This window comes from Anaerocolumna aminovalerica, assembly GCF_900115365.1.
GTDB lineage: Bacteria > Bacillota > Clostridia > Lachnospirales > Lachnospiraceae > Anaerocolumna > Anaerocolumna aminovalerica.
The window spans coordinates 1-19540 of record NZ_FOWD01000040.1; the positions used below are offsets into that span (position 1 = coordinate 1).

17 protein-coding genes and 1 other annotated feature are annotated in these 19540 nt (G+C 36.0%); of the genes, 3 read left to right on the top strand and 14 right to left on the bottom strand.

The window, feature by feature from the left end; all coding sequences use genetic code 11:
• Positions 1-108: 108 nt before the first annotated feature.
• From BM183_RS16870 to BM183_RS16915, 9 genes are all read right to left on the bottom strand, one after another.
• Entirely contained in the window at positions 109-555 is a 447-nt protein-coding gene (locus tag BM183_RS16870) for a GatB/YqeY domain-containing protein (RefSeq protein ID WP_091688166.1), read from the bottom strand.
• A 47-nt stretch (positions 556-602) separates the two neighbouring features.
• Positions 603-2423 (bottom strand): ABC-F family ATP-binding cassette domain-containing protein, encoded by a 1821-nt coding sequence (locus BM183_RS16875; protein ID WP_091688168.1) that lies wholly within the window; start codon positions 2421-2423, stop codon positions 603-605.
• A gap of 200 nt (positions 2424-2623) precedes the next feature.
• Positions 2624-3859, bottom strand: a complete 1236-nt coding sequence (locus BM183_RS16880; protein ID WP_091688170.1) for a 6-phosphofructokinase — start codon at positions 3857-3859, stop codon at positions 2624-2626.
• Positions 3860-4056: 197 nt separating this feature from the next.
• The gene (gene rsmA / locus BM183_RS16885) at positions 4057-4932 is read right to left on the bottom strand and encodes a 16S rRNA (adenine(1518)-N(6)/adenine(1519)-N(6))-dimethyltransferase RsmA (protein WP_091688171.1); all 876 of its coding nucleotides are present in this window, start codon (positions 4930-4932) and stop codon (positions 4057-4059) included.
• Between the two features lie 34 nt (positions 4933-4966).
• Positions 4967-5731, bottom strand: a complete 765-nt coding sequence (locus BM183_RS16890; protein ID WP_091688173.1) for a TatD family hydrolase — start codon at positions 5729-5731, stop codon at positions 4967-4969.
• A 76-nt stretch (positions 5732-5807) separates the two neighbouring features.
• Complete coding sequence (metG, locus tag BM183_RS16895) at positions 5808-7793, bottom strand: methionine--tRNA ligase (RefSeq protein ID WP_091688175.1); 1986 nt, start codon at positions 7791-7793, stop codon at positions 5808-5810.
• 75 nt (positions 7794-7868) lie between these two features.
• Positions 7869-8115: a binding site (T-box leader), on the bottom strand.
• A gap of 841 nt (positions 8116-8956) precedes the next feature.
• Positions 8957-9733, bottom strand: a complete 777-nt coding sequence (locus tag BM183_RS16905; RefSeq protein ID WP_091688179.1) for an ABC transporter permease — start codon at positions 9731-9733, stop codon at positions 8957-8959.
• A gap of 4 nt (positions 9734-9737) precedes the next feature.
• On the bottom strand, positions 9738-10541 hold the full coding sequence (locus tag BM183_RS16910; RefSeq protein ID WP_091688181.1) for an ABC transporter permease: 804 nt from the start codon (positions 10539-10541) through the stop codon (positions 9738-9740).
• 11 nt (positions 10542-10552) lie between these two features.
• Complete coding sequence (locus tag BM183_RS16915) at positions 10553-11566, bottom strand: ABC transporter ATP-binding protein (RefSeq protein WP_091688183.1); 1014 nt, start codon at positions 11564-11566, stop codon at positions 10553-10555.
• Positions 11567-11964: 398 nt separating this feature from the next.
• Between BM183_RS16915 and BM183_RS16920 the strand changes: the two genes are divergently transcribed.
• From BM183_RS16920 to BM183_RS16930, 3 genes are all read left to right on the top strand, one after another.
• Positions 11965-13401, top strand: coding sequence for an NAD(P)/FAD-dependent oxidoreductase (locus BM183_RS16920; protein WP_091688185.1), 1437 nt, complete (start codon positions 11965-11967; stop codon positions 13399-13401).
• 89 nt (positions 13402-13490) lie between these two features.
• The gene (locus tag BM183_RS16925; protein ID WP_091688187.1) at positions 13491-14753 is read left to right on the top strand and encodes an NAD(P)/FAD-dependent oxidoreductase; all 1263 of its coding nucleotides are present in this window, start codon (positions 13491-13493) and stop codon (positions 14751-14753) included.
• Complete coding sequence (locus BM183_RS16930; RefSeq protein WP_091688189.1) at positions 14753-15109, top strand: DUF1667 domain-containing protein; 357 nt, start codon at positions 14753-14755, stop codon at positions 15107-15109. Before BM183_RS16925 ends, BM183_RS16930 begins: the two co-directional genes overlap by 1 nt.
• A 98-nt stretch (positions 15110-15207) precedes the next feature.
• Here BM183_RS16930 and BM183_RS16935 read toward each other — a convergent pair whose 3' ends face one another.
• The 5 genes from BM183_RS16935 to BM183_RS16955 form a co-directional block, all read right to left on the bottom strand.
• The gene (locus BM183_RS16935) at positions 15208-15663 is read right to left on the bottom strand and encodes a DUF6886 family protein (protein ID WP_091688191.1); all 456 of its coding nucleotides are present in this window, start codon (positions 15661-15663) and stop codon (positions 15208-15210) included.
• Positions 15664-16090: 427 nt separating this feature from the next.
• Positions 16091-16801 carry an MgtC/SapB family protein gene (locus BM183_RS16940; protein ID WP_308743319.1) on the bottom strand — a complete coding sequence of 237 codons (711 nt, stop codon included), beginning with the start codon at positions 16799-16801 and terminating at the stop codon, positions 16091-16093.
• Between the two features lie 60 nt (positions 16802-16861).
• Positions 16862-17650: an HAD-IIA family hydrolase gene (locus BM183_RS16945; protein WP_091688193.1), complete on the bottom strand. Its 789-nt coding sequence runs from the start codon at positions 17648-17650 to the stop codon at positions 16862-16864.
• Positions 17651-17685: 35 nt separating this feature from the next.
• Positions 17686-18420: a glycerophosphodiester phosphodiesterase gene (locus BM183_RS16950; protein ID WP_091688194.1), complete on the bottom strand. Its 735-nt coding sequence runs from the start codon at positions 18418-18420 to the stop codon at positions 17686-17688.
• 73 nt (positions 18421-18493) lie between these two features.
• The gene (locus BM183_RS16955; protein ID WP_091688196.1) at positions 18494-19534 is read right to left on the bottom strand and encodes a ComEC/Rec2 family competence protein; all 1041 of its coding nucleotides are present in this window, start codon (positions 19532-19534) and stop codon (positions 18494-18496) included.
• Positions 19535-19540 lie beyond the last annotated feature (6 nt).

Consider the following 19540-nt stretch of genomic DNA (forward strand, 5'->3'; position numbering starts at 1 on the left):
AACATTTGTTTGTCAATTCGCATTTTAACCAAAACACCTATAAATAAATATACAATATGACGGTAGTGTCCTTAAGTTGACGACATTGAGCGTCCCACTGCCCTAAATTTAATTAAACATTTCCCCCACTAAATCGTTAACGACTTTTCCGTCAGCCTTTCCTTTCACCCTAGGCATAAGCTCTTTCATAATCTTACCTTTATCTTTAGCAGTAGGCTCTGAAATTCCAAGTTCATTTAAAACGTCTTCAATTACTTTCTTAATCTCTTCTTCACTCATAAACTGTGGAGCAAACTCAGAAAGAACTTCTATTCTTAAGGTACATTCTTCGATAATCTCTGTTCTGTCAGCAGGTGCTGATTCCATTGTTTCTTTCAGTTGTTTGATTTCCTTTAATACCACCCCATTTTCTTCCTCTTCGGTTAAATCGGCCCGCTTATCGATAGCTGCATTTTTAAGAGCCGTTAGAAGAGCGGATAGTGCATCCTTTCTTCCTTTGTTTTTTTCTTTCATGGCTTTTACCATTTCAGCTCTGACTAATTCTATTTTTGTCATAATAACCTCGCTTCCGGTGCTTTAGCACCATTTAATATGATGGAAATTTAGTTCTTTGTTTTAGCATTTTCTATTTGTTCTGCCAAGTCATTGAGATAGACCCAGCGGTCCATTTTTTCTTCCAACTCTTTCTCCAGATTCTCTTTCTGTTCCATTAATTCATTTAACTTGGAATAGTTGGTGGAGGACTCTTCTATTTGTTTGTCTAGATCTTCAATATCTGTTTCCAGCTTGGCAATAACCTCATCAATTTCATTATACTCTTTTTGTTCCATATAAGAAAACTTTAATTTAGCTTCCTTTGGCTTCCCTTTTGAAGTAACACTGCCCTCATTATTATCTGCCTCATTTGATTTAGGCTTTGCTGTAATCGATGATGCCTCTCCCCTGCAAGCCTCTTTATAATCGGTAAAACCCCCTTCATATTGCCTGATAACACCGTTATCCTCAAATGCAAAGATTCTCTCCACAATTCGGTCTAAGAAATATCTGTCATGGGAAACAGTTATAACAATACCATCAAAACTATCTAAATAATCCTCTAAGATACTTAGTGTCTGAATATCCAAATCATTAGTGGGCTCATCTAATATAAGTATATTAGGTGCTTCCATAAGTACTTTTAGTAAATAAAGCCTTCTTCTTTCACCACCTGATAGTTTCGATATTAGTGAATATTGCATGGAGCCGGTAAATAGGAAGCGTTCCAGCATTTGTGATGCAGAGGTGGAGCCATCACTGGTTTCAATATACTCCGCTACTTCCCGGATATAATCAATGACTCTTTGATTTTGATCCATATATTCATTTTCCTGTGAAAAGTAACCTATTTTTACAGTTTCACCGATTTCAACAGAGCCACTGTCCGGTTCCAGATTACCTGTAATTATTTTTAAAAGGGTGGTTTTACCGGAACCATTGGGACCTACAATTCCGATTCTGTCATTTTTCAGGAATATATAAGTAAAGTCCTCAAATAGTTTCTTATCGTTGAAAGACTTACTGATATGGTCGATTTCGATGGTCTTTTTACCAAGTCTGGATGATAAGGCATTTATCTCAACATTCTTTTGCTTTTCAATTACTTTTCTGTCTCTTAATTCTTCAAAACGCTGTATATGTGCTTTTTGTTTGGTAGAACGAGCTCTTGCCCCACGCATCATCCATTCTAAGTCCATCCTATACAGGCTCTTCTTTTTACGCTCCGTGGCCATTTCCATGTCTTCACGTTCTGCTTTTAACTCCAGGAATTTGGTGTAATTGGCTATATAGGTATAAATATTTCCCTTGTCAATTTCTACAATCTTATTGGTAACCTTATCAAGGAAGTAACGATCATGGGTAACCATAATAAAAGCACCCTGATATTTATTCAGATACTCCTCCAGCCACTCAGCCATATCATTATCCAAATGGTTGGTAGGTTCATCCAGTACCAGTATCTCTGCAGATGTTAACAAGGTACGAACTAAGGCAACCCGTTTTTTCTGACCTCCCGAAAGTACATCAATCCTGCCATCAAAATCATTAATTCCCAACTTTTGAAGCATGGCTTTGGCTTCCCCTTCTAAGTTTCGATACTCTTCTTCTGCCTTTTTTCCTATTACCACATTCTCTAATATGGACAGGTTTTCGTCAAAATCAGGTGACTGGGCAAGGTATTCTACCCTTACTGATTTTCCCTTAACCAAACTGCCTTCATCCGGTTCCTCAATACCTGCTATCATTTTTAATAAAGTAGATTTACCGGTTCCATTGATTCCAATAACACCGATTTTATCACCCTCATTAATTCCTAAAGTTACTTGATCAAAGAGGATCTTCTCTGTATAGCTTTTACTCATTTTTTCCACATTCAATAAATTCATTCTTATCCCCGTTTCTATCACAAATAAAGGTTAAAAGAATCTATTCAAATATATATTTCCCTTTAGCCTTTATCATATGCCAATCAAGTTGCCTGTTTCATGTTATTTTGAGCCCGAAAGGCGAAGAATCTCTTTTGTTTATGAGATCCTTCGCCTTTTCGGCTCAGAATGACATCTGCTTAATGTTCTTTGACTTAAACCTATTGTTTCTTTTTAGAATAGACTAAATGCCTTGGCAGCCCGTCCACCATATATGGAGTCAATTCTCCCTGAATCAATGGTCTTGCATAATCTAAAAATTCATTTGTAACAGATATTCCATCTTCCCCAATCCAGCCGGCTGGAATCTTTTTCTCCAGATTAGCGATTTTATTAATATCATAAACATCCGTGATGCACTGATAAGGACTGGTTGATATTCTCTTTAGTATTATCATTTTGCCGGTTTCTCCTGCTATTGCAGCACTTACGGCAGCACCTCCCACCAAAAAGGCTTCATTGATATCCACCAGTGATGCCAGATGGGAAGCACTTCTTTGTATAGTATTAAGCTCAATGGCACGCGCTTTACAGCCAAATTCAGTGGAAACTTTATTGGCCAGGTAATTGCCTGATCCGCTTAATAAAGTATGTCCAAAATTATCGGTATACTTAGTACGGTCTACTAATTCACATACATATCTGCCGTCTGCTAAATGAATGCCTTCCGATATGGCTATGACAACTGATTTTTTAACTTTTTGCAATTGCTCCAGTTTTAACATGAAATCATCCATATCAAAAGCCAACTCAGGAAGAAAAATCATATCCGGTCCTTCGCAGTCATCTCCTTTGGATAAAGCTGCTGCTCCTGTTAACCACCCCACATTACGTCCCATAATTTCAATAATGGTTAAGTTCTTCTGGTCATAAACTAAACTATCTCTTATTAATTCTTTTGTAGTCCCTGCAATGTACTTTGCTGCACTACCGTATCCGGGAGTATGGTCCGTAGCTTCCAAATCATTATCAATGGTTTTGGGAACTCCCATAAAACGAATATTACTTCCTATAGAGGCAGCATATTTGGATAATTTCATAATGGTATCCATGGAATCATTTCCACCAATATAAAAGAAATATTCCACCTCCAGCTTCTTTAATACCTGAAATATCTTATCATAAACTTCGGAATTATCTTTTGCATCCGGCAATTTATAACGGCAGGAACCCAAATAGGAAGATGGAGTTCTTTTTAACAATTCAACTTCTACCTGACTTTTTAACTCCTGCTCCAGTTCAATATATCTTTCTTCTAAAAGTCCCTGTATTCCGTTTAACATACCATATACTTTTTTTACACCTTTATCCTTGGCAGTTTTATAAACTCCGGCCAGGCTGGAATTTATCACCGCTGTAGGTCCTCCCGATTGACCAACTATTACATTTCCTATCATTTTTTACCTATTACATATCATATCTGCATGAATTCCTTTCCAGATCTGATACTGCCACAGTTGAATGGATTGAAAGAATAGCTTCGTGGCAGCCTTTCTATCTATATATTTCCTTTCAATCTTCCAAAGACGATACCCCTTGGGGCATACATAAAAAGTGGGAAGATGCCTTTTTTGTAAATTAACATTCTTTCCATTTATCTTTCGTTAATCTTATCATAAATGATATTACTTAATTTTGCAAATTGATCTAAAGTTAAGGCCTCCCCACGAATGGAGGGCGTAAGGTTTAATTCTTGTATGGATTCCGAAATAATATCTTTTGCTAAATGTATCTCCGGTGAATTATTCAGTCCATTGGCTAATGTCTTTCTTCTTTGATTAAAGGAAGCCCTGATAATCTGAAATAACAATTTTTCATCTTTTACATTAACGGGTCTTTCTTCATGAAGAGTTAACCGGATAACTGCGGAACCTACATTAGGTCTTGGCATAAAACAGTTTGGAGGTACATTGGCAGCAATGTAGGGTTTGGCATAATATTGTACTGCAAGGGATAATGCACCATAGTCTTTACTGCCCGGGCCTGACTGCATACGGTCAGCTACTTCTTTTTGAACCATAACCGTTATGTTTGTAACAGGTACATGTGCTTCAAATAATCCCATGATTATGGGTGTTGTAATATAGTAAGGAAGATTTGCCACAATTTTAATTGGTCTTCCGTTGTTTCTCTCCTGAACCAATTTGTTAATATCAACCTTTAGAATATCTTCATTTATTACAGTAACATTGTCATAGGCAGACAAGGTGTCCTCAAGTATGGGGAGTAGAGATTTATCTATTTCTACTGCAACTACTTCTCTTGCAGCTTCACAAAGATACTGTGTCAATGTTCCAATCCCGGGGCCGATTTCCAAAACCATATCCTCTTTTGTAATCTCTGCTGATTTGATTATTTTATCCAGCACATGGGTGTCGATCAGGAAATTTTGTCCGAACTTCTTTTGGAAAACAAAATGGTATTTATTTAAAATTTCAATGGTTTCTTTGGGATTCCCTAGTTTAGCCATTATTACCTCTTTTCATCTATATAGATATTTATCATTAAAGCTTATACAGCTTTCTTGCATTATTCTCAGTTACAGCAATTACTTCGTCATAATCCATATTTTTTAATTTGGCAATTTCTTTCGCCACATAGATTAAATTCAGGGAGGTATTTCTCTTTCCTCTGTTAGGTTCCGGTGCCAAATATGGGCTGTCTGTCTCTAATACCAACTGTTCAATAGGTGCATATTCCACTACTTCTTTTAATTTCTTACCGTTCTTAAAAGTTACTACACCGCCAATACCCAGATAAAATCCCATATTCAGATAACTTTTTGCAATATCTTTTCCGTAAGAGAAGCAATGTATGATTCCTCCCACTTGCTTTAATTGGGAAGCTGTAATCATATCAAGAGTATCTTTGCCAGCCTCCCTGCTATGAATGATAGCAGGAAGGTTTACTTCCTTAGCCAGTTCTATTTGTCTGTCAAACCATATTTTCTGAACTTCCCGGTCAGTGGCATCCCAATAATAGTCTAAGCCAATTTCTCCTACTGCAACTATCTTAGGCTCTTTTGTCATTTCTTTTAACCATACAAAATTTTCTTCATTCAAATCTTTGGTTTCATCAGGATGTACTCCCACGGAACCGTAGACAAAAGGATACTGTTTGGTTAATTCTAAGGTAGTTTTAATGGATTCTATACTGGCAGATACGTTTACAACAAAGCTGATTCCACTTTGTTGTAAACTCTTTAGTACATCTTCTCTATCCTGTTCAAATGCTTCATCATCATAATGGGCATGTGTTTCAAATATCATAGTAATCCTCCATGCTTCCAATGGCCTGCGAATTTTGGAGCAAGCACAAATTTGCTTTCTTGTACTTTAAGTCAATTTAGCAAATCTCCGCTCCTGCAGGCATATCTTTTTCCGGTATCATTAGTGCCAGATTACCATTTTCATCCTCAGCACATAACAACATTCCTTCGGATAAGATTCCTGCTAATTTAGCCGGCTTTAAGTTTACTACTACCATGACTTTTTTACCAACCATCTCTTCCGGTGAATAATAAGCCTTGATTCCAGATACGATCTGTTTAACCTGAGAACCAATCTTAACCTGAGAGCAAAGAAGCTTTTTGGACTTAGGAACGGCTTCACAGGCAATAATTTCACCTACCTGGAATTGTAATTTTGCAAAATCATCATAGGTAATTTCTTCTTTACCTGGTAGGTCAATAACTGCTCCTTCTTCTTTTGCTGCATCAGTAGCTTTGATTTCTGCTGCACCTGATTGTTTTGCTTCTTCTGCTTTTCTGGCTTCTACTTTTTCTAAAACTTCTTTTACATCCAAACGGGCAAAAAGGATTTCCGGTTTGTCAGTAACTTTAGTTCCATTTGCATATAGACCAAATTCTTTTAATTCATCAACAGTTCTGATCTTTGTATTTAACTGAGTTAAAATTTTAGCTGAAGTTTTAGGCATAAAAGGTTCTAATAAACTTGCACCGATACATATACTTTCCACCAGATTATATAGTACAGTTGCAAGACGAGGTTTGGTAGATTCCTCCTTTGCTAATATCCAAGGCATCGTTTCATCAATATATTTATTACACCGTTTAAATAAGGTAAAGATTTCAGAAATAGCATCTGCCACTCTAAGCTGCTCCATTTTGGAAGCTACCTTCTTAGGCGTTCCCAGTACCAAATCTATTAATTCCTTATCTACCGCTTCTTTTTCTCCTATATGCTCAACAACACCTCCAAAATACTTATTGGACATGGAAATCGTTCTGTTAACCAGGTTTCCTAATGTGTTGGCAAGTTCGGAATTCATTCTTTCTACCATTAACTCCCATGTTATTATGCCATCGTTGTCAAAAGGCATCTCGTGTAATACAAAGTAACGTACTGCATCTACTCCGAAGAAATCCACCAATTCATCGGCATATAGAACATTTCCCTTGGATTTACTCATTTTACCTTCCCCTTGTAATAACCAGGGATGGCCAAATACTTGCTTTGGTAAAGGCAGATCCAGTGCCATTAACATAATAGGCCAGTAAATAGTGTGGAAGCGCAGAATATCTTTTCCGATTAAATGTAAATCAGCAGGCCAGAATTTATTATATAAATCACCGTTATTACCCTCAACATCGTATCCCAATCCGGTAATGTAGTTGCTTAGAGCATCTATCCACACATATACTACGTGTTTGTTGTCAAAATCCACAGGTACACCCCATTTAAAGGAGGTTCTGGATACACAAAGGTCCTGTAATCCCGGAAGAAGGAAGTTATTCATCATCTCATTCTTTCTGGATTCCGGCTGAATAAATTCAGGATGTGAATTAATGTGCTCAATTAAACGGTCTGTATATTTACTAAGTTTTAAGAAATAAGCTTCTTCTTTTGCAGGCTGTACTTCTCTGCCGCAATCAGGACATTTTCCGTCTACAAGCTGTGAGGCTGTAAAAAAAGATTCACAAGGAGTACAATACATTCCTTCATAACATCCTTTATAAATGTCACCTTGTTCATATAATTTCTTAAATATCTTTTGAACCTGTTTTTCATGATAGTCATCAGTAGTACGTATAAACTTATCATAAGAGGTATTCATTAAATCCCATATGGACTGAATCTCTCTGGATATCTTATCTACGAATTCCTTAGGTGTAACTTTTGCATCCGCCGCTTTATTCTCAATTTTCTGTCCATGTTCATCCGTACCTGTCTGGAAGAATACTTCATATCCTTGTTGTCTTTTAAATCTTGCTATACTATCAGCTAAAACAGCTTCATAGGTATTACCGATATGAGGCTTTCCGGATGTATATGCAATGGCTGTTGTAATGTAATATGGTTTTTTACTCATTCAAATCTCCTCCTATAAGTGAGTATTTCTTTCTACAAATAAATCATACACAAAAAAACTCCCGCCTTTAAATAATTTAAAGACGAGAGATTATCCCGTGGTACCACTTTAATTCAGCCTGGTTCCCCAGACCCTCTTTCATTGCTTTAAGCTTACGCCTGTTACAACTAATCACTATAACGGGTGCACCCGTCCCATCCTAAAGATCTCTCCCTCAGTGGGCAACTCCAAGACCATCTTCCGCAATTCCTTATGACCCCTTTTCAGCACTTGGGGCTCTCTGTACATAATTCCTTGTTTCTCTTCTTTTCACAGCTTTTAAAATAATGAAATTTACCTTACAGAATAACTTATATGCTATTCTATCCATTTTTAATATATTTTAGCATAGCATGAGGTTTTTAATTTGTCAACAGTTGGTACTTCTTTTTACAAACCCAATATTTTTATGTGGCTCCGTCTCAACAAGCGGTTGAAACTTAATATAAAATGGTAGAATAAAAAGCTCTGCTGAACTTCTAATTATAGAGAAAGATTACCATTAACTATATATGAATACCTCTATTATGTTAATTATTCAATACGCTATTTTATTTATTACTTTTTAGTATCCTTTTAAAATTTAAAACAATAACATATATTATGATTGCATTAACAATGATACTTAATGGATTAAATAAAATGCCAGCATTTCCATTAAAAAAGTTGTTAAAAAACCAATTACTAGTCTCTTTTCGCTGATAAATTGTTATTACGTTTATTGGGAATCCGTATTCATACTTTAATATACCTTCTCCAACTGAGCTACTAGGGAGGCACATAGTTAGTATTACTGTAATAAATAGACTTATCTTAAAATGAGTTTTATTCCATCCGTTAATTAAGTTGCGAATAATAATGTTATTTTTCATCATTGTCACACTCCATGTTTTAAATTAATTCATCATATACTACAATTCAAGCTAACATATTATTATTATATAACGAATACTTATAAAAAACCACCCATCTCCCGATTGTTTCCACTATTGCGCAGCATACCATCACAGTTTTTAGTTTTTGATAATATCCAGAAAATATTAATATTTTATTTCGTCGCTTAATTATTTATAAAATCTGGTGCACTCTCATTTCGATACTTAAGCTTTCGTCCATCCTAATTATTATGAGCCTGTAGATTTATAATGCTTTATACCAACCTTCCAGAATAAATAGCAAGGGATTATAAACAAAACTGCAAGAAGCGGTAAAAACATATACCAATCTTTTGCATCCTTTTCTAATAAATATAATAAAGGATAATACTGAACCAGCGTATACGGCACAATAAAAGTAGCAATTTGAAGTACCCTTTTACCGTAAATGTTCACCGGATATTTACCGAATTCCCTGGCACCATCTATGAATATATTCATAAATTCCAATCCCTCTATTGTAAAGAAACAAAACGCTGCATATATAATAAAAATTCCTGTAAATAAAACTGCACCACCTATAATCATAAATATTACGGTAATTATTTTATTAAAATTCCAATCTACCTGGCTTTTGTAAATACCATATATAAACATGACTATTGCCTGAAGCATTCTTCCAACCCTGGTAAATTCAATTTTACTTCCAAGTACCTGAAGCATTACATTTCTTGGCCTTACCATAATACGGTCAAAATCACCGTTGCTGATGGTAGAGGAAAATGTATCAAAACCTCTTGCAAAACATTCGGCTAAAGTATATCCCATTAACAGAATGGAAAAACAAAGGAGAACTTCACTAAAAGTAAAACCTTTGATTCTATAAAATCTATGGAGCATAAAGTAAACTCCTAAAAATACATTAAAAGAAACTAAAAATTGTCCTAAAGCCGTTAATAAAAAGGAAGTTTTGTATTGCATTATACTTTTTAAATGTATGATAAAATAACGTAAATATAATTTCATAGCTTTAACCTCCCTGAATCACTACTTTTTTAGCAGCCTTTTTTGTTAACAATTTACCTGCAACTACTAATATTACAAGCCAAAATAACTGTAAAGCTGCTTTTTCGTATATTCTTATCCCTGCTATATCACCACTGTATATTCGCAAAGGGACATTTTGCATGGAGGCAAAAGGAAGGAGCTCCATAACCATCCTTATTTTATTTGGCAGGAAAGGCAAAGGAACTACCGAACCTGAAAAGAATTCCACTACAGAAATTGCTACCATTCGAACTCCCATAGGGGATATTGTAAAAAATGTACTGATATATATTAACATACAGAATGCAACTACAACCAGATAACCCAAAATCAATGTAATGAGAAACCATATGCCTGAAACAAAGTCTTTTGGTATATGAAGTCTGTAAGGTTCCGGCATAATAATTGCAATCATTAGAATAGGCATACTTCTTAACACTGCTTTGGATAATCGGTTGGCCATACTTCTTGTAAACCACATATTGTATACATCAACAGGCCGGCATAACTCATATGCAATATTGCCATTTTTAATGGTGTCAAATATTTCATTTTCTAAAAACCAAGTCATAAACAAAGCCAATAAAGCTTGCTGCAACCATATGTAAGAAACAAGTGCAGAAAAGGCCATTGGGAATTCACCGCTGCCTTCTTCATAAAAAGCTTTAAACAGTAATATTTCAAGCATGCCCCAGGTAAACTGGGTGGCAATTCCTGCTAATGCCGCAGCTCTGTACTGAAGTCCATATATAAAACGAAGACGAAAGAAAGAGAGATATTTTTTCAAGCTGATACCTCCTATATTTCATACTCTTTGTAAAGTTTAACAACAACTTCATCAATAGAGGCTTCTGTTATGGAAATATCTTTGATGTCTACCTGGGCTGACAATTTCCCAATTGCTTCTGAAATCTGTATTTTATCCGTATCAATATCAATAATACTATGTTTTAATCCAAAGCCACTTGTATCTTTCCCATAATCACTATGACCTTCATTGGCTGCTAAGACCATACCATTGGATAGCTCTAAGTCTCGTCCATCATAATCTAATAGCAATCTTTTATGGCCTGCAAACCTTTTTTTCATATCCTGAAGACTGCCGTCTAATAGAATTTTTCCTTTTCCTATCAGGATAATTCTTTTGGTTAAGGCCTCAATATCCTGCATATCGTGGGTAGTTAAAATAACCGTGGTTTTGTGGCGGTTGTTCATATCCAGTATAAAGTTACGGACCGCAATTTTAGACACAGCATCCAGACCAATGGTAGGTTCGTCAAGAAATAGTATCTTTGGATCATGTAATAAAGAAGCTGCAATCTCACAGCGCATTCTCTGTCCTAAGGACAGTTGTCTTGTTGGGGTTTTGATGATTTTCTCCAGATTTAAAAGGGTAATCAATTCCTCTAATTTATCCTTATACCCTTGCGGTGGAATCTTATAAATATCCCGAAGTAATTCAAAGGAATCAATTACCGGAACATCCCACCAGAGCTGAGTACGTTGTCCGAAAACAACACCGATATCCTGTACATGGGCAACTCGATTTTTCCACGGGGTTCTTCCGTTTATCAAACAAGTTCCGCTGTCAGGTGTCAGAATTCCACTTAAGATTTTTATTGTACTGCTTTTACCTGCACCGTTAGGCCCTATATATCCAACCATCTCACCATCATTTATGACAAATGACAGGTCATCCAGTGCTTTTATGTATTCATACTGCTTATTAAATAGAGTCTTAAAAGCCTCCATAAAACCGGCATTACGCCTTGCGACCTGAAAGGTCTTGTTAATATGTTCCACTTGAATCATTATTTTCCCTCCTGGTAGTAATATTTGTTGGAAATACAACATGTATCAGCGGGCACCTCCATAATGGTTAAATGCCATATATACACTTTGTATCTCTAAATATCTTGCCAAGCGGTATGATCTCTTGGATTTTGCCAAGAAAAACCGTGGTAAGTGAAAAAAACTTTATGTAATTTTACAAATGTCCTATTATCTTACCTCCTATTTTCTTACTTGTCAAATATAAAAAATAGAATCAGATTTTATAAGATTACCTTTACTTATCCCAAGATTAATGTTATAATATAGAAAATAATAAATCTGGCAAGAGACTAAGAGATGCCACACAAAGTATGCTACTCAGTAGCATGATTTTGTGTGGCTTTTTTACGTTCTTCTGACAACGAGGAGGTAACAAGATGTATGATGTTGCAATTATTGGTGCTGGGGTAGCCGGTACCTTTATTGGAAGAGAATTATCTAAGTATCAGTTAAAAATTCTAATAGTAGACCGGGAGAATGATGTAGGAAACGAAACAACCGCAGCAAATAGTGCAATCATACATGCTGGCTATGATGCAAAAGCCAACGGATTAAAGGGCAAATTTAATGCACCAGGTAATGCAATGTATGATGAGATTTGTGAGGATTTAGATGTACCATTTAAGCGAATTGGTTCTCTGGTAATAGGTTTTAACGATACTGACCATAAAACCATACAAAATTTATATGAAAACGGACTTAAAAATAAAGTTCCCCATATGAGAATATTAAATCATGATGAGGTACTTGAGATGGAGCCTCATTTAAATAATACGGTATACTCTGCACTTTACGCGCCAACGGCAGGTATTATATCACCTTGGGAGCTTGCCATTGCTTTAGCAGAAAATGCAATAGAAAACGGCGCAGAGCTGAAACTTGAGACTACCGTAACAGATATAAAAAAAGAAGAAGACAGCTACACTCTGATAACAGATAAGGGTGATTTTACTGCAAAGTATGTAATCAACTGTGCAGGTGTACATACAGATGTTATCAACAATATGGTTGCAGAACCTTATTTTAAGATTCGTCCGAAAAAAGGTAACTATTATGTCTTGGATAAAGGCATTGACCTTGTAAATCATGTAATCTTCCAATGTCCAACAGATAAGGGTAAAGGTATCTTAATTGCACCAACGGTACATGGTAACTATTTAATTGGTCCCGACTCTGAATTCGTAGAGGATAAAGATTCTGTAGCTACCGAGGCAAGATGTCTGGAATATGTAAAAGAAACCAGCTTATTATCTTCCACTGCCATACCTTTTAACAAAGTGATCCGCTCCTTTGCAGGATTAAGGGCTAACAGTGATTTGGATGACTTTATTATTGAGGAAGCCAAAGGCGCCAAAGGATTTATTAATGTAGCGGGGTTTGAATCGCCCGGACTTTCCTCCATACCTGCAGTTGCACATTATGTAGTGGAATTAATGGACAAAATAGCAGGAGGGTTAACTCCACGGGCAGATTTTAACCCAAAAAGAAGGAAAGTAGTCCGTTTTAATGAATTACCAGAGGAAGAGAAGAAACAATTAATCAAAGAAAATCCTCTTTACGGTAAAGTAATATGCCGCTGTGAAACTATAACAGAAGCAGAAATTATTGATAGCATTCATCGAAAAGCAGGTGCTAATTCTGTAAAAGCGGTTAAGAAGAGAGTCAGACCGGGAGCCGGCCGCTGTCAGGGTGGTTTTTGTGGTCCCCGTGTGGTTGAGATTTTGGCAAGAGAATTGGGAGTTGATGAGAAAGATGTTCCTTATGACAGCACAGATGCTTATATTTTAACCGGGAAAACAAAGAATGAAAAGTAAATAAGGATTTGCTTGTTAAAATTGCCGTAAACGGCATTATGTTTTGAAGTGTAAAGAAAAGGCACTAAGTTGCCAGAATCGAGGTTAACATGGAAAATTATGATCTTGTGGTAATTGGCGGAGGGCCAGCCGGTTTGGCTGCTGCCATTGAAGCCAGAAAAAATGGTGTGGAGAAGATCCTTGTAATAGAAAGAGACCGGGAACTTGGGGGTATCTTACAACAATGCATTCACAATGGTTTTGGATTACATGTATTTAATGAAGAATTATCCGGACCGGAATATGCCGGAAGATTTATAACAGAATTAATGTCTATGGATATTGAATATAAATTAGATACTATGGTTCTTGATGTAACGGATGATAAGGTAATCCATGCAATTAATCAACAAGATGGTTATATTACCATTCAGGCAAAAGCAGTTATATTATCCATGGGGTGCAGGGAACGTACCGCTGGAGCTATAAACATTCCCGGGACAAGGCCTTCCGGAGTTTTTACCGCAGGTACCGCACAACGGTTTATTAACATGGAAGGCTACATGGTGGGTAAACGGGTAGTAATCTTAGGCTCCGGAGATATTGGTCTTATTATGGCAAGAAGAATGACCTTGGAAGGAGCTAAAGTATTAGCTGTGGTTGAAGTTCTTCCTTATTCCGGCGGCTTAACCCGTAATATAGTACAATGTTTGGATGATTTTGATATTCCATTATATTTAAGCCATACTGTAATTGACATCAAAGGAAACAAACGGGTAGAAGGAGTTACCATTGCAGAAGTAGATGAAAACAGAAAGCCAATACCAGGTACAGAAATTTCCTACGATTGTGATACCTTACTTCTTTCGGTTGGATTAATACCGGAAAATGAATTAACGGCACAGGCAGGGGCACAATTGGATCCTCATACTAACGGACCATTTGTAAATGAATCCATGGAAACCTCAAGAGACGGAATCTTTGCCTGCGGCAATGTAGTTCACGTACACGACCTGGTGGATTTTGTTACGGAGGAAAGCCGCAGAGCCGGACGAGGTGCAGCAAGATACATTCAGAATAAATTAGTAAGTAATGGGCAAGCCTTTAAAACCAAGCCTCTAAATGGTGTATCTTACATAGTTCCCCAAACAGTCCGGATAGAGAATGTTGAGAAAAATTTAGACCTGTTCTTAAGAGTTCGTAAGGTATATAAAAATGTGAAATTAGTCATTAAAGGAGACGATGAAGTAATTAAAGAAATTAAGAAGCGTAATCTTGCACCGGGTGAAATGGAACACTTAACCCTGCCAGTAAACAGTTTAACCGGTAAATCCTTTGAATACTTAACCATTGAAGTAAAGGAGGAAGCATAATGGAAAAGCATAAATTAATCTGTATTAATTGCCCTATGGGCTGCCATCTGGAAGTAACTAAGACAGAAAACGGTGGTTGGCTGGTAGAAGGAAATCAATGTAAAAGGGGTACCTCCTATGCCATAAGAGAATTAACGGAACCCACCCGTGTACTTACTTCAACGGTAATTATTAAAAACGGTTTCCTTCCTCGTTTACCAGTTCGAACCGAAACCGCCATTCCAAAAGAAAAAATATACAAAGCTATGGACGTAATCAATAAAGTTGTTGTAGAAGCTCCTGTTAAAGTTGGAGATGTAATCGTAGAGAATATTCTAGACACTGGAATCAATGTAATTGCCTCTAGGAATATGTAAAAATAGTGAATTGACGTTCACTCTGCTTTATAGAGGTTATCTAGACCATTAAGAGTATGGGATGCTGTGTGGTTACAACATCCCATACTCTTGATGATTTAGGCAATATCCCATAGATTATCAACGATTCTTATTTCAACATTTCTTTTAATTAATTCTAATAACAAATCATTCAACTCATATTTTGCCTTTGGAACTTGAGCTGTCTTTGCAACATAGTATCCTGCAACATTATCTTGGAGTTCAAAATCATCCGTATCAAATTCGTACAAGTATAACGTGGTTGTTCTCATTATTTCAAACCACTTACTCTCAATAATAACCGCATGGTATAATGTTGTAGATGAAAAGAATTTCTTCTTATCCATTTCGGAGGTATTTCTTCCTACATGGTAAGTGACTCTAGGACAATTTCTTGGTGTCAAAAAATTAGGTAGTCTTTCTTCATTAATAGCCCAAACCAATCCGACCGTTTTATCCAAATCATCTCTATCCGGTATTCTTGGTTCAAAGATCCGTATATTATCTTCTTCACTTACGTGAAATAAACGCATATAAAGCACCTCCCCCAATAGTGTTTCAGTTTTCTTTACCCCTTTCACAAGTAAAAGCTCCCTGTTATAAGCCATAGTAGATTTTGCATATGTAGCTAGACCTTCAATTCCATATCCTGTTTTGGGATTTTCTGTTCAATACACAGCTTTGCCCTTAAAAAACGTAAATTAAACTTTGAGAGTAGGGGATATAGGTTTCTTTGTGACTTTGAAAAATTCGTAATGGTTCTTATACGATAGAAATTACGCCAATCATTGAAAATGGAGATGTCTGAGGTGGCAACGCCACCGAGTTATCCATTTTCAATGATGCTCTAAGCAATTACAATCGTATTAGAACCATAGAATTTTCCAATGGAACAAAAAACCTGTATTCCCTACTCTCAAAGTTCTCCATAACCTTCCTAGGCAAAGCGTACGTAGTTCACTATATTTCTTCTATATACTGTATCCCTTGCGCATGGCTAAGAAGCTGTATAACATAAGCGTGATGCATTTTCTTATTGGATTTAAGTGAAATTACCAGTGCAATACTATCCATCCCTGGTATTTCTCCTTTGTTCATCAGCATATCCTGAACTTCTAAGTCATTTTCCTTTACATAGTTCATAAAGGATGATATATGACCGATATTATCAAATTCAATATAAATATCAATAATCTTACCGCCGGTTCTGATTTTCTGATCCACTTTATGAAGAAATATCATGGCTATTACAATTGCTATTCCTCCAATAATTGCTCCGGAATAAAAACCAGTTCCAATGGCAAGACCCAGACAGGCAGCTACCCAAAGTCCTGCTGCCGTGGTTAAACCTTTTATTTGATTTCTACTAGTTACAATAATAGTACCTGCACCTAAGAAACCAATACCACTGACCACCTGGGCACCAAGTCTTGCGGGGTCGATATTATAGTCTGTAAAGGTTTGACACATATATTGATTTGTTATCATTACTAAAGTTGAGCCGATACAAACCAGCATATAGGTACGAAAACCTGCTGGACGATTCTTAATTCCCCTTTCAAAGCCCAAGACACCTCCCATAAGCATGGCAAGCAAGATTCTAACCGAAATTGATACGATATTTACTTCGTGCAGCATATTATAAATACCATCAAAATTTATTCCATTCAAATTTTAAAACCCCCCAGATAATAAATCCTAGTTAACTGCTATATTTGCAGTACTCCATTGCTAGAGAGAATCACCTATATCTTTTATTGAATTAAAAATAAAATCAGGTTTTATCTCAGATTTATCCACATCCTCAAGTTTGGTTTCTCCTGTTAAAACTAAGATTCCGGTACTTCCATTGTTGACTCCCGTTGCTACATCCGTATATAAACGGTCTCCAACAAATGCGATTTCTTCTGCCTGATAACCCGTAAGTTTCGTTATCATAGCAACTGTTTTTTCTGTAGGCTTACCCATGAATTCCGGTTTGACTCCTGTAGATAATTCAATTGCTGCGCAGATAGCTCCGCAGTCCGGAATAAATCCTTCTTCTGTGGGACAGTTTATATCCATATGAGTTGCAATAAATTTTGCACCATTACGAATATATGTACATGCCTTTTCTAATTTTTCATAAGTTATTGTCATATCAAAGCCAACCACAACAATATCCGGCTTAGTAGTAACTAATGAAATTCCTGCTTCTTTAAAACTTTTCTCCAGTTCTTTAGTTCCCAATAAATAAACACTTGCACCATTATAATACGACTTTAGATACTCAATGGTTACATCTCCCGATGTCAATATATCCTTTTTTTCAATATAACAGTTCATTTTTTTTAGTTTTTCAATATAATCTTTTGGTGCTTTTGAAGAGTTGTTTGTGAAAAAGATAAATTCTCTTCCGGTTTCTTTTACTTTATTTAGAAAATCCAATGATCCTTCATAAATCCTATTACCTAAATAAAAAGTACCATCCATATCTAATACAAATAATTTTATATCACTAACTGCTTTCTTGTTTTGCATAAAGCCTCCTGCTTTTTAACCTAAGTCTTGTATCTTTATTTGCCTTCTTGTGATTTAAGCCATTCTTTGCAAAAACCGGGATAGTCAGTAATAACTCCATTGCAGCCCCAGTCATATAGCTTCTTAAGACCTGCTTCATCATTTACAGTCCATACGTTTAACTTTACATTATGAGCCTTGCAATCTTCTACTATATCATCGTTTAAGCCTTCTATATCAGGATGATAACATTCAAAATTAAATTTGCTTACATAATACCCTTGATTACCTATACCACTTTTTGAAACTAAAACTCCACATTCAATTTTAGGTATTAATTCTTTGCATCTGCTAAGAGATAAATGATTAAAGGAAGAAAACATTACCTTATCTTCTATACCATATGCTAAAATCATATCGATTACTTTTTCTTCCAATTCTTTATAATAAAAATGACCTGTTTTTAACTCAATATTTGTTGTTACATTCTTGTCTTTTACCCAGCTTACATACTCTTCAAAGCTAGGTATTGGATTAAACCCATGTTTATCACCAAAAGTTGCCATAACATTAAACTTGCGAAGTTCTTCAAAGGTATAATCTCTCACATTACCACTGCCATCGGTAACCCGGTCTATACTTTCATCATGGATAATTACCAAAACATTATCCTTTGTTAACTGAACATCCAATTCTATTTCATCACATCCGGCTTCTACTGCCTTTTTAAAAGAAATCATTGTATTTTCCGGATATTCTCCACAAAAACCCCTATGTGCTATTACTTTCATTTATTATAACCTCTTTTCTTATGCTATTTTATTTCAGTCTTATTTTATTAGAAAAACTAATATTTGTAAATCATTAATTGCCAGTATTTTCTGGAGCTGCATTGTTCCAGTTATCATACTGATTAATAACGGTATAATTTTTTTGATTGTCCATTATTACCTTAACATGACCATTTAATGCTGTGTGATAATAAGCAGTTCCTGCTTTTATAAAGTTATTATAAACAGACATGCCATCTATTTTGTCATTCATGGCAACTACTATTTTCGCCTGAATGTTTTTGATCCAACGGTTGGAATTAGAGGTATCTGCTCCATGATGGTTTGCTTTTATTACATCCGTCTGTAACTCATCTCCATAAGCCTTTACCAAATCACGTTCCCTGGTAATATAAATATCTCCGGCAAATAAAGCCGTAGACTCCCCGTATATGAATTTCATTACAATAGAACTGTCATTGATGAATTGTGTACTGTTATTGGGATAATCCTTAGGGTATTCAATTACTGCCGGCGGATTATATACTTTGATCTGAATTTCAGAACCAAAGGTTATTTCGTCTCCCTCTTCCAAATATTCCACCGGAATATTCATGGATTCAAGTTCATTTGCAAATTTTTTATATGTGTTGGTAGTATACTCTACTTTATTACGGTAAACCTTACCTATCTCAAACTTATCCGCTATTCCAAAGAAGCCTCCAATGTGGTCAATATGAGGATGGGAAGCAACAAAATAATCAATTTTTTCGATTCCCAGTTCTTCTAAGAAGTTAATAATACGTGGAGCACATTGGGACAGACCTGCATCAATAAGCATGACTTTTCCGTCCGGTGAAATTAAAAGCGAAGAATCCCCCGATTTATCCTCTGCATTCTCAATGGTGGGTAAATCCAAATAGTATATGGTAAACTTCCCTTCATCTCTTGACCGTTCCATGATTTCACTACGGCGGTCAATTTGAGTCTCACTGCCTTCCCCTGCATCCAGTTCCATAGTGCTGGTATTCTGAGAAATATTTGACTTAGAATTACTGTTACATGCTGTTAAACTAATACATATAGCTAATACCAATAACAATGGAAAGAATGTCTTTAATATTCTTCTTTTCATTCCACC

Excerpts from the sequence above, each read along its gene's own strand:
- BM183_RS16870 (WP_091688166.1), bottom strand. The coding sequence starts at position 555 with ATGACAAAAATAGAATTAGTCAGAGCTGAAATGGTAAAAGCCATGAAA.
- BM183_RS16875 (WP_091688168.1), bottom strand. The coding sequence starts at position 2,423 with ATGAATTTATTGAATGTGGAAAAAATGAGTAAAAGCTATACAGAGAAG.
- BM183_RS16880 (WP_091688170.1), bottom strand. The coding sequence starts at position 3,859 with ATGATAGGAAATGTAATAGTTGGTCAATCGGGAGGACCTACAGCGGTG.
- rsmA (WP_091688171.1), bottom strand. The coding sequence starts at position 4,932 with ATGGCTAAACTAGGGAATCCCAAAGAAACCATTGAAATTTTAAATAAA.
- BM183_RS16890 (WP_091688173.1), bottom strand. The coding sequence starts at position 5,731 with ATGATATTTGAAACACATGCCCATTATGATGATGAAGCATTTGAACAG.
- metG (WP_091688175.1), bottom strand. The coding sequence starts at position 7,793 with ATGAGTAAAAAACCATATTACATTACAACAGCCATTGCATATACATCC.
- BM183_RS16905 (WP_091688179.1), bottom strand. The coding sequence starts at position 9,733 with ATGAAATTATATTTACGTTATTTTATCATACATTTAAAAAGTATAATG.
- BM183_RS16915 (WP_091688183.1), bottom strand. The coding sequence starts at position 11,566 with ATGATTCAAGTGGAACATATTAACAAGACCTTTCAGGTCGCAAGGCGT.
- BM183_RS16920 (WP_091688185.1), top strand. The coding sequence starts at position 11,965 with ATGTATGATGTTGCAATTATTGGTGCTGGGGTAGCCGGTACCTTTATT.
- BM183_RS16925 (WP_091688187.1), top strand. The coding sequence starts at position 13,491 with ATGGAAAATTATGATCTTGTGGTAATTGGCGGAGGGCCAGCCGGTTTG.
- BM183_RS16930 (WP_091688189.1), top strand. The coding sequence starts at position 14,753 with ATGGAAAAGCATAAATTAATCTGTATTAATTGCCCTATGGGCTGCCAT.
- BM183_RS16935 (WP_091688191.1), bottom strand. The coding sequence starts at position 15,663 with ATGCGTTTATTTCACGTAAGTGAAGAAGATAATATACGGATCTTTGAA.
- BM183_RS16945 (WP_091688193.1), bottom strand. The coding sequence starts at position 17,650 with ATGCAAAACAAGAAAGCAGTTAGTGATATAAAATTATTTGTATTAGAT.
- BM183_RS16950 (WP_091688194.1), bottom strand. The coding sequence starts at position 18,420 with ATGAAAGTAATAGCACATAGGGGTTTTTGTGGAGAATATCCGGAAAAT.
- BM183_RS16955 (WP_091688196.1), bottom strand. The coding sequence starts at position 19,534 with ATGAAAAGAAGAATATTAAAGACATTCTTTCCATTGTTATTGGTATTA.